This window comes from Lysobacter antibioticus (assembly GCF_000731095.1).
Taxonomy (GTDB): domain Bacteria; phylum Pseudomonadota; class Gammaproteobacteria; order Xanthomonadales; family Xanthomonadaceae; genus Lysobacter; species Lysobacter antibioticus_B.
In genome coordinates this window covers 41,388-50,376 of the sequence record NZ_JMTZ01000065.1, presented here as the reverse complement: position 1 = coordinate 50,376, position 8,989 = coordinate 41,388, and the positions used below count along the sequence as shown (strand labels likewise).

The window sequence follows — 8,989 nt, the reverse complement described above, 5'->3', positions numbered from 1 at the left end:
ACGGACTTTTGTTGCTTTAGACAAAAGAAAGTAACCCGCCGCTTTAGTGGCGGAAGTTCTTGGCGTTTGATCCTGATCCTGATCTTGCGTGAGCGTTACGCCGCGAGACCGAAACGACGCGGTCGCGGCTCGCGCCGCTCCTACCCTGACGGGCTTCGGCCCGCATCGACGCGAGATTGAAACGAGGCGGTCGCTGCTCATGACCGAAGCAAATACAGTAGGACGCCGCTCCTACAGGGATGGATTCGCGGCGCTGCATTGCTCGAGCAAGAGCAGAGCATCCATCCGCGCCGGTTCGATGCGATGCGACCCGGCGCGCACTCTTCCATCGACGACGCCGACGCGCCGTCAATGCCGCGTCGCATGCTCCGGCACGGGGCCCTGTTTCTCGACCATATCGGCGAGCATGCCTTCGCCTCGGTCGGCGTCGAACAGCTCTTCCAATTCCTTACGCGCATCGCGTGCGGTCTGGATCAACGCGTCCTCGTCGTCGTGGACCAGGTACTGGGCGTTGAGCATGCGTTCGTCGAGTTCGCGGAAGCGTTCGACGTGGTCGCGCGCGGTCTCCGGGGCGACGCCGAGTTCGACCAGCACGTCCTCGCCGAGCTTGAGGCTGGAATGGAAGGTCTCGCGCATCGGCTCGGCGCCGAGGTCCATCAGGTCCCAGGCATGACGACGGTCGCGGGCGCGGGCGAACACTTTCGCCTTCGGGTACAGGCGACGGATCGTGCGCACCGTGCGGATGCCGCTGTCGCGGTCGTCGATGGCGATCACGAAGATCTTCACCTGCGCCGCGCCGGCCGAACGCAACAACTCGGGCCGGGCCGGGTCGCCGTAATAGATCATGTTGCCGAAGCGGCGCATGAAGTCGACCTGGTCGGCGCTGTTCTCGATGGCGATGAAAGGCGTGCGGTGCGCCACCAGCAGGCGCGCGACGATCTGGCCGAAACGGCCCATGCCGGCGATCAATACCTGCGGGTGATGGTCGGGAATGTCGTCGTAGGGACGCTTGGGCTTCTCGGCCGGCGCCGCGTCGAGCATGCGCTGGGCGCCGATCATCAACAGCGGGGTCAGCGCCATCGACACGCCGACCGCGGCGATCAGGCGGTCGCGGGTCGGGTCGTCGAGCAGGTTGGCCTTGACCGCTTCGTTGAACACGATGAAGGCGAACTCGCCGCCCAGCGACATCACCGTCGCCAATTGGAAGGCCCCGCGTTTCTCCAGCCCGCCGGCGCTGATGCCGACGCCGAACAGCAGGATGAACTTCACCGACAGCAGCACCAGCACGATGCTGGCGATGGTGCCCGGCTCGGCCAGCACCCGCTGCAGGTCGATGCTCATGCCCACGGCCATGAAGAACAGGCCCAGCAGCAATCCCTTGAAGGGCTCGATCTGCGATTCGAGCTCGTGGCGGAATTCCGAATCGGCCAGCAGCACGCCGGCGAGGAAGGCGCCGAGGCCGGCCGACAGCCCGGCGGTCTGCAGGATCCAGGCCGAGCCGAGCACGGTCAGCAGGGCCGCGCCGGTGAACACCTCGGGCATCTGCGTGCGCGCGACCACGCGGAACACCTGGCGCAGCAGCACGCGACCGCCGAACACCACCGCGGCGATCGCGCCGACCGCCTTGGCCACGGCCATCCAGTTCAGGCCTTCGACCGCGGCGGCCTTGCCGAGCAGCGGAATCGCGGCGAGCAAGGGAATCGCGGCCAGGTCCTGGAACAGCAGGATGGCGAAGGCGAGGCGGCCGTAATCGCTGGCCAGGCCCTTGCGCTCGGACAACAGCTGCAGGCAGACCGCGGTCGACGACAGGGCCAGGCCGAGGCCGACCACGGTCGCCGCTTTCCAGCCCATGTGGCCGCCGAACATCGCCAGCGCGCCCAAGGCCAGGCCGCTCAGCAGCACCTGCAGGCCGCCGGCGCCGAACACCGGCTTGCGCATCACCCGCAGGCGCGCCGGCGACAGCTCCAGGCCGATCACGAACAGCATCATCACCACGCCGATTTCCGACGCCGCCAGCACCGGCTCGGCGTCGCGGATCACCTTGACCCCGTACGGGCCCAGCACCACGCCCGCGGTCAGATAGCCGAGCACCGCGCCCAGGCCGAAACGACGGAACACCGGCACGGCGATGACCGCGGCCAGCAGGAACAACAACGCGAGTTCTAGACCGCCACCGTGCATGAGCACCTCCGGCTGGGATTATGGCGCGATACGCCGGGGTGCGACGACCGCCGCTGCGCTGCATTACGCAACGCTGCGTAGCCGGGAAGGATGACGTCGTTACTTTGCAATGGTTGCTCGCTGACCGGATTTCAATCGCTGCGGCGACGGCGGCTCAAACCTCCCGTTGCGGATCGTTCCATCGCCATTGGCCCGGAGGTTGCAGACCCGTCCGCCGGAGTCCTTCAGCGGGACGCCCCGGTACGGCCGGCCGCCTGCGCGGCCCTCAATCGCAGTCTGTGCGAGGGCTGCCAATCACAATGACGGACGAGTCGCCGGGGGCATCGAAGCGTCCGCGGCGCGCAGGAGCGCAGTCCGTCTTCGAACAGGGAGGTTCATCATGCGATCGTTGCTGGTGCTGTTGACGGTGTTGTGGCTGAGCGGTTGTCAGCCGGGTTGGGAAGAGCCGTTGCGCGGCGATGTGGCTTTCGCCGCGCAGGATCGGCAGGGCGGAGGCGAATCCGTGCGCCGGCTCAGATAGTGCGGCGCACCCGATCCATCTTTCGCGGGCAGGCATCCCGGCCGGGTCGGGTCGGGTCGCGACCGCCGTAACGGCGCATCGACACGGCATTGTCCGCGAAGCTGAACGAGCGGCATGATGCGGGACCGCCGGCAGGGGAGCCGTGCGCTGTTTCAACACTTCGGAGCCATGGGCCGTTTCGTCGAGTCTCGGATGAGCTCCGCATCCCGGGTACTCGCATCCACTCGTGCGTGGACGCGGTCGACCGCGTCGCCTCATCAACTCAAGGAGAAATTCATGCGTCGTTTCTTCATGGCCGCAAGCCTGTGCCTGTCCGCTTTTGCCGCTCAGGCCGCCGTGACCGTTCACGGAAAAATTACCGAAGTGCAGGTCTGGCCCGCGCACGACGGTGTGCTGGTGCGTCACCAGGCCATGATCAATCCCGAGGGATGTATGCGTAACGACTTCTTTCTGATCCGCCAGGGCAGCCCGATGTTCAAGGAGTTCTACGCACTGCTGGTGTCCGCGCATGCCTCCAACAAGCAAGTCCAGGTGCATATCACCGGCTGCGATCAGCAGGGCTTTCCGGTGATTACCGCCGTGGCGAGTACGAATTGAGCATGACGCCATGAACAGAGCGATCATGCTGAGCGCACTCGGTCTTGGCGCCTGTCTCGCGGTCGCGGCGCCGCAGGTCGTGTTCGCGCAGTCGTCGGACCCGGTTCCGATGGAGTTCTTCGCGGGAGCGAGCGGCTACAGCGACACCGAAGCGATCGAAAAGGCGATCGCCGCGGCGAAGTCCCGGGGCAATCAGGCCGGCTATTTCAATTGCAGCACCCTTGGCTATACCTGGTACGAATACGGCGGAGTCTTTCAGGCCTCGGCCACGGTGGTCTGTTACAAGAACATGGGCCCACCGCCGACGCAGCCGCCCACCCAGCCGCCTCCACCGCCGGCGATCTACGAACCGGTGCGCAGCAATAACGGCGCCGACCACACCGTGAGCTGGTCGACGCCCGAACCGGCCCGCTATGCCCTGGAACAAAGCGTCAACGGCGGCGGTTGGACCGAGCGCTACAAGGGTTACGGCACCAACTGGACGGCGCAGTTGGCTGCACCGGCGAACTACCGTTATCGGGTCAAGCTGATCACCAATGCCCATGAGGTGTACTCGGGCATCGTGAGCATCGCGGTATCGACCGCGCCGCCGCCGCCGCCACCGCCGGTCGCGCCGAGCCTCGTCGCCCCGACCCATACCGTGACCTGGAACGCCTCGCCGAGCGCCGACAACTACGTGCTCGAACGCAGCGCCGGCGACAACTCGTGGAGCCGGGTGTACAGCGGCCCGGCCAATGCCTGGACCGCCGTGGACATGCAGGCCGGGATCTATCGCTACCGGGTCTCCGCCTGCAGCAATGGGTCCTGCAGTGCGGCATCGGGCGAGAGCGTGTTTCAGGTGCTCGTCGATGTCGCACCGGTGTTGCAGTACACGCTGTATCCCTGATCATCGGGGCTTTGCCCCGGCGGGTCCGCGTTTCGGCGTGGGTCCCGCCGGGAATCTCGATCAGCGCTCGCTTGCCGCTGCGCCTCTCGCGATGCGTTTCCGGCGCGCGCGAGCGCCGTCCGTCGGCCGATCGAACTCGGCCCTGTCCGCCGGCACTGCTTTTCCGGCCGATTTGCCGGCCACGGTCGCTGTTTCCATTCGGCACCGAATTGCCCTCGAAGCTGAACGAGAGGCATGATGCGGGTCCGCCGGCGGCCTGGCCGCGGGCGACCGGGTTCTAGGGGACCCGGGTCACCGACAAGGAGCAGTGCATATGAATGCAGCAGTCGATTCGAATCCCGGCGGCCGTACGCCGACCGGCGCCTCCCACCCACCGCGCTGGTACGCCGGACAGCCCGCAGCGCAGGACGGGACCTCGGGCTATACCGCTTTGCTGCCCGCCGACGACGAGTGGTCGCGCGACACCGTATTGCGGGCGATCGTCGCCGACGCTTTGCAGCGCAACGGCCAGGTGGTCGACGAGGACACCCTCGAGGCGACCGTGGCTTCGGTCGCCGCACCTGGCGGCGCGCTCGCACAGGCCGCGCTGAGCTGGAAGTTGCACCCCGGCGAAACCCGCGCCGACGGCCGCGTGTCGCCGCCGTTCCATGGCTATGCGGTCGAAGTGCCGGCCGAACTGCAGACCTCGCTGGTCGGCTACGCCAAGACCTGGTCGGCGCAGCGCGATGCGGCGCCGCCGGCGCCGATCGACGGCGCGGTGATGGAGCTCAAGACCCTCGCCCGCAGCGGCGGTCACCGCGATATCGAACAGACCCTGGAAGCGATCGACGCCGCGATCAAAGCCGGCAGCGCGGCCAGCCAGGCCGGCCGTCCGCTCGATGCGGTGGCGATGAGCGCGGTATTGGAATTCGCGACCCGCAGCGGCCACGAGCGCCAAGCGGCGAAACTGCTGGAACGTTACAGCGCGATCAAGGACGTGACCGCTGGCGTCAAGACCCTCGGCCAGAACGCCGGTCGCGTGTTCAACGGCCGCGACCCGGTCACCGGCAAGGCGCTGCGCACCGACGATCGCGTCGACGCCGCGTTCGACCTGCTCGACGGCGGCTTCAAGCTTGCCGGCGGCATCGGCAACGTCGCCCTGATGATGGGCGCGCGCAATGCCGGCCTGGTCGGCACCCTGATCGGCATCGCCCCGATGGGCGCCGCCATCGTCGCCTTCGCCGCGGGCGCGTTCGAGTTGATCAAGCGCGCACGCGAAGCCCTGCTGGCGCCGCGTTGGGACGAGTTCCGCGAGCGCTTCCCGTTCGCCGAAGGCATGGAGCCCAAGCGCGCCATGAACGGCGTGCTGCGGCAGATCGCCGGCATGCCGGTCGATGCCGGCAATGCCTTGTCGACGGCGACGCGCATCCTCGACGGGCTCGGCCAGAACCCGGAAACCCGCGAGCGTTTCCTCGCCTTCCTCAAGCAGAAGGTGCAGCCCGAGTCGCTGGTCGACACGCTCGCCCGTGGCGACCTGGGCCGTTTGAATACGCAGGAGGCGATGCAGTTGGCGCAGGCGGCCAAGGGTTCGGCCAAGGAGTTCATGGATCTGGAGCTGCAGGACGTGAAGCGCTACGTCCGCGATCGCGACGGCGATCGCGAGCGCGGCACGTATCTGTTGCCGCCGGAACTGCGCGACGTCGCCAATCGCAACAACAACCCGGTCGGCGGCGCGGTCGAGGACGGCCTGCGGGTGGCGGCGATCCTGAGCAGCGGCGCCAACGCCCTCAACGGCATGTACAAGGAAATGCTCGGCAAGGTCCAGGGCAGCGAGCTGGGCCAGGGCAAGCTCAACGAACAGCAGCAGAAGAACCTCGCCGCGGCCTTGGTGCCGGCCATGCGCGACGGCGGCCTGACCCAGGTCGATCATCTGCTGGCGAGCAAGGACGGCAGCAAACTGTTCGCGGTGCAGGGCGATCCGCAATCGCCGAGCCGGCGCATGGTCACTCTCGACGTCGCCGCGGCTTCGCAGCAGAGCGTGGAAGCCAGCAGCCAGCTCGCCGCGCGCGCGATGGCCACGGCCGAGGCGCCGACGGTGCAGGTCAACCAGGGCGGCGGGCGCGGGTTCTAAGCGCTCGTTCGCGCACGGGCCGCATGCGGATCGTGCATGCGGCCTGTGGGAGAAGCGGGGCAGTAGTTTCGTCGCGACCCGGAGGCTGCGTGGTCGCGGCTCGCGCCGCTCCTACCCGAGGAGCGGTGTCGCATTGGGGTAGGAGCGGCGCAAGCCGCGACCGCCATGCCAAAACGTTGACGCCTCTTGCCAACGCAAGAACGCTCTCCCACCAACGAAAACGCCCCGCATCGCGGGGCGTTTTCTTTACCGCGCCGGTGAAACTCAGCGCTTCATCGAACTGAAGAACTCGTCGTTCGACTTGGTCGTCTTCATCTTGTCGAGCAGGAATTCCATCGCGCCGATTTCGTCCATGCCGTGCAGCAGCTTGCGCAGGATCCAGATCTTCTGCAGCAGTTCCGGTTCGATCAGCAAATCCTCGCGGCGGGTGCCGGAGCGGTTGATGTCGATGGCCGGGTACACGCGCTTTTCGGCGATGCGGCGGTTCAAGTGGACTTCCGAGTTGCCGGTGCCCTTGAACTCTTCGTAGATCACCTCGTCCATCTTGCTGCCGGTGTCGATCAGCGCGGTGGCGATGATCGTCAGCGAGCCGCCTTCTTCGACATTACGCGCGGCGCCGAAGAAGCGCTTCGGACGGTGCAGGGCGTTGGCGTCGACGCCGCCCGACAGCACCTTGCCCGAACTCGGCACGACGTTGTTGTAGGCGCGGGCCAGGCGGGTGATCGAGTCGAGCAGGATCACCACGTCCTTCTTGTGTTCGACCAGGCGCTTGGCGCGCTCGATCACCATCTCGGCGACCTGGACGTGACGCGCGGCCGGTTCGTCGAAGGTCGAGGAGACTACTTCGCCGCGCACGGTGCGCTGCATTTCGGTCACTTCTTCCGGACGCTCGTCGACCAGCAGCACGATCAGGTGCACGTCGGGATGGTTGTGGGTGATCGCGGTGGCGACCTGCTGCATCATCATCGTCTTGCCGGCCTTGGGCGGCGAGACGATCAAAGCGCGTTGGCCTTTGCCCTGCGGCGCCATCAGGTCGAGGATGCGGCCGGTGATGTCTTCGGTCGAGCCGTCGCCGCGCTCGAGCTTGAACTTGCGGCGCGGGAACAGCGGGGTCAGGTTCTCGAACAGGACCTTGTTCTTCGACGCTTCCAACGGCTCGCCGTTGATGCTGTCGACCACCGACAGGGCGAAGTAACGCTCGCCGTCCTTCGGGAAGCGGATGCGGCCCGAGAGATGGTCGCCGGTGCGCAGGTTGAAGCGGCGGATCTGGCTCGGCGAGATGTAGGTGTCGTCTGGGCCGGCGAGGTAGGAAGCCTCGGCCGCGCGCAGGAAGCCGAAGCCGTCGGGCAGGATTTCCAGCACGCCGTCGGCGGCGACGCCTTCGCCGTGGCGGGTCAGCACCTTGAGCAGGGCGAAGATGACGTCCTGCTTGCGGGCGCGGGCGACGCCTTCCTGGATGCTGAGCTGGTCGGCCAGATCCAGCAGCTTCGGCGCCGGCATGCGCTTGAGGTCGCCCAGCGAGTACTGCGGGAAGCCCTCGGGCACCTGCGGGTGCGGGCGCGGGACGAAGTTCTCGCCGTTGCCGTTGTCGAAGGAGCCGTCTTCGTCGCGCTGCTGCGGGCGGTTGTTGCGGTCGCGGTCGCGGCGGTTGCGGAAACGGTCGCGACGGTTGCCGCCGCGGTTGTCGAAACCGCCGTCGCGCTGCTGGCCCTGCTGCGACTGCGGGTTGCCGCGGTCGTTGCCTTGGCCTTGCGGCGCGGCGCTCTCGGCGCCGGAGGCGGCCGGGGCGGACTCGCTGGCGCTGGCGGCCGGAGCAGGTGCGGGGGCGGGAGTGCGGGGTGCGGCGGCCACGGGAGCCGGTGCGGCGGGAGGCGGCGCGACGGACGGCGCGGCAGGCGCGGCAGGTCGAGCGGCAGGAATCAGGGGGCTGGCATCGCTGGCAGCGGCCGGAGCGGACTCGGCGGCTTTGCTGACGCGCGGCTTACGCACGCGCTTTTCGGCGGTATCGCCAGCGTCGGGGGTCTTATCGGACAAGCGGAGGTTCCTCGCTAAGCGGCGAGCGCTCGCATCGGGCGAGCGGGACGTCAGGGACGTGGGTTGATAGATGGGTATCAGACGGGGTGCGGCGGGTGGGACGCGAGGTCCGACGCCGGGTGTTGCGAAACTAGCACTGCTGCTGCGTGGCGGCAAGCTTCCCGAGCCGGGCCGTTCACGTTACCGGGCAAGGCCCGGAGCGCTTGCGCCCGCGCGGGGCGGGCGTAAGCGAGGCGGCTTCACATGGCGGGCCGCTTCAGAGCAGGCCGCCTCAGATGGCCTTGTCGATCATCTGGGTCAACAGCGACTTGATGTTCGGCGGCGCGCCGAGCTGGCTCGAATGGACCTGGCCGTCCTTGAACATCAACAGCATGGGGATGCTGCGCACGTTGTAGCGAACGCCCAATGCCGGGAATTCCTGCACGTCGACCTTGACCACCTTGGCCTTGCCTTCGTACTGGTCGGCCAGCTGTTCGACGATCGGGCCGATGGCCTTGCACGGGCCGCACCAGGGCGCCCAGAAATCGACGAGGACGGGTTCGGACGACTGCAGCACGGTGGCGTCGAAGTCGGAATCGCCAGCATGCAGAACTTTTTCGCTCACGGGGGTCTCCTGCGGGGATACTCGCCCGTACGGAACGGGCTATTCTTGAACGGAACC

7 protein-coding genes are annotated in these 8,989 nt (G+C 67.3%); 4 read left to right on the top strand and 3 right to left on the bottom strand.

Translation table 11 applies throughout. From position 1 onward, the window contains the following. Positions 1-348: 348 nt before the first annotated feature. A complete protein-coding gene (locus EX88_RS0117485) occupies positions 349-2,181 on the bottom strand; it encodes a monovalent cation:proton antiporter-2 (CPA2) family protein (RefSeq protein ID WP_031373281.1) in 1,833 nt (610 codons plus the stop codon). A 379-nt stretch (positions 2,182-2,560) separates the two neighbouring features. Between EX88_RS0117485 and EX88_RS26580 the strand changes: the two genes are divergently transcribed. The 4 genes from EX88_RS26580 to EX88_RS0117465 all read left to right on the top strand — a co-directional run bounded on the left by EX88_RS26580 (position 2,561) and on the right by EX88_RS0117465 (position 6,294). Beyond that, positions 2,561-2,701, top strand: a complete 141-nt coding sequence (locus tag EX88_RS26580) for a hypothetical protein (RefSeq protein WP_161786143.1) — start codon at positions 2,561-2,563, stop codon at positions 2,699-2,701. Between the two features lie 276 nt (positions 2,702-2,977). Further along, on the top strand, positions 2,978-3,298 hold the full coding sequence (locus tag EX88_RS0117475) for a hypothetical protein (protein WP_152566334.1): 321 nt from the start codon (positions 2,978-2,980) through the stop codon (positions 3,296-3,298). Positions 3,299-3,308: 10 nt separating this feature from the next. Next, complete coding sequence (locus EX88_RS0117470) at positions 3,309-4,184, top strand: hypothetical protein (RefSeq protein ID WP_152566333.1); 876 nt, start codon at positions 3,309-3,311, stop codon at positions 4,182-4,184. 313 nt (positions 4,185-4,497) lie between these two features. Further along, complete coding sequence (locus EX88_RS0117465) at positions 4,498-6,294, top strand: XVIPCD domain-containing protein (RefSeq protein ID WP_152566332.1); 1,797 nt, start codon at positions 4,498-4,500, stop codon at positions 6,292-6,294. A gap of 264 nt (positions 6,295-6,558) precedes the next feature. Here the strand turns inward: EX88_RS0117465 and rho are convergent, their stop codons facing one another. Together rho and trxA are read right to left on the bottom strand one after the other, a co-directional pair. Further along, complete coding sequence (rho, locus tag EX88_RS0117460) at positions 6,559-8,328, bottom strand: transcription termination factor Rho (protein WP_031373277.1); 1,770 nt, start codon at positions 8,326-8,328, stop codon at positions 6,559-6,561. Positions 8,329-8,599: 271 nt separating this feature from the next. Next, positions 8,600-8,932 carry a thioredoxin gene (gene trxA / locus EX88_RS0117455; RefSeq protein WP_031373276.1) on the bottom strand — a complete coding sequence of 111 codons (333 nt, stop codon included), beginning with the start codon at positions 8,930-8,932 and terminating at the stop codon, positions 8,600-8,602. Positions 8,933-8,989 lie beyond the last annotated feature (57 nt).

What these genes read in the sequence shown, in the direction of transcription:
- EX88_RS26580 (WP_161786143.1), top strand. Translation starts at nt 2,561, where the DNA reads ATGCGATCGTTGCTGGTGCTGTTGACGGTGTTGTGGCTGAGCGGTTGT.
- EX88_RS0117465 (WP_152566332.1), top strand. Translation starts at nt 4,498, where the DNA reads ATGAATGCAGCAGTCGATTCGAATCCCGGCGGCCGTACGCCGACCGGC.
- EX88_RS0117470 (WP_152566333.1), top strand. Translation starts at nt 3,309, where the DNA reads ATGAACAGAGCGATCATGCTGAGCGCACTCGGTCTTGGCGCCTGTCTC.
- EX88_RS0117475 (WP_152566334.1), top strand. Translation starts at nt 2,978, where the DNA reads ATGCGTCGTTTCTTCATGGCCGCAAGCCTGTGCCTGTCCGCTTTTGCC.
- EX88_RS0117485 (WP_031373281.1), bottom strand. Translation starts at nt 2,181, where the DNA reads ATGCACGGTGGCGGTCTAGAACTCGCGTTGTTGTTCCTGCTGGCCGCG.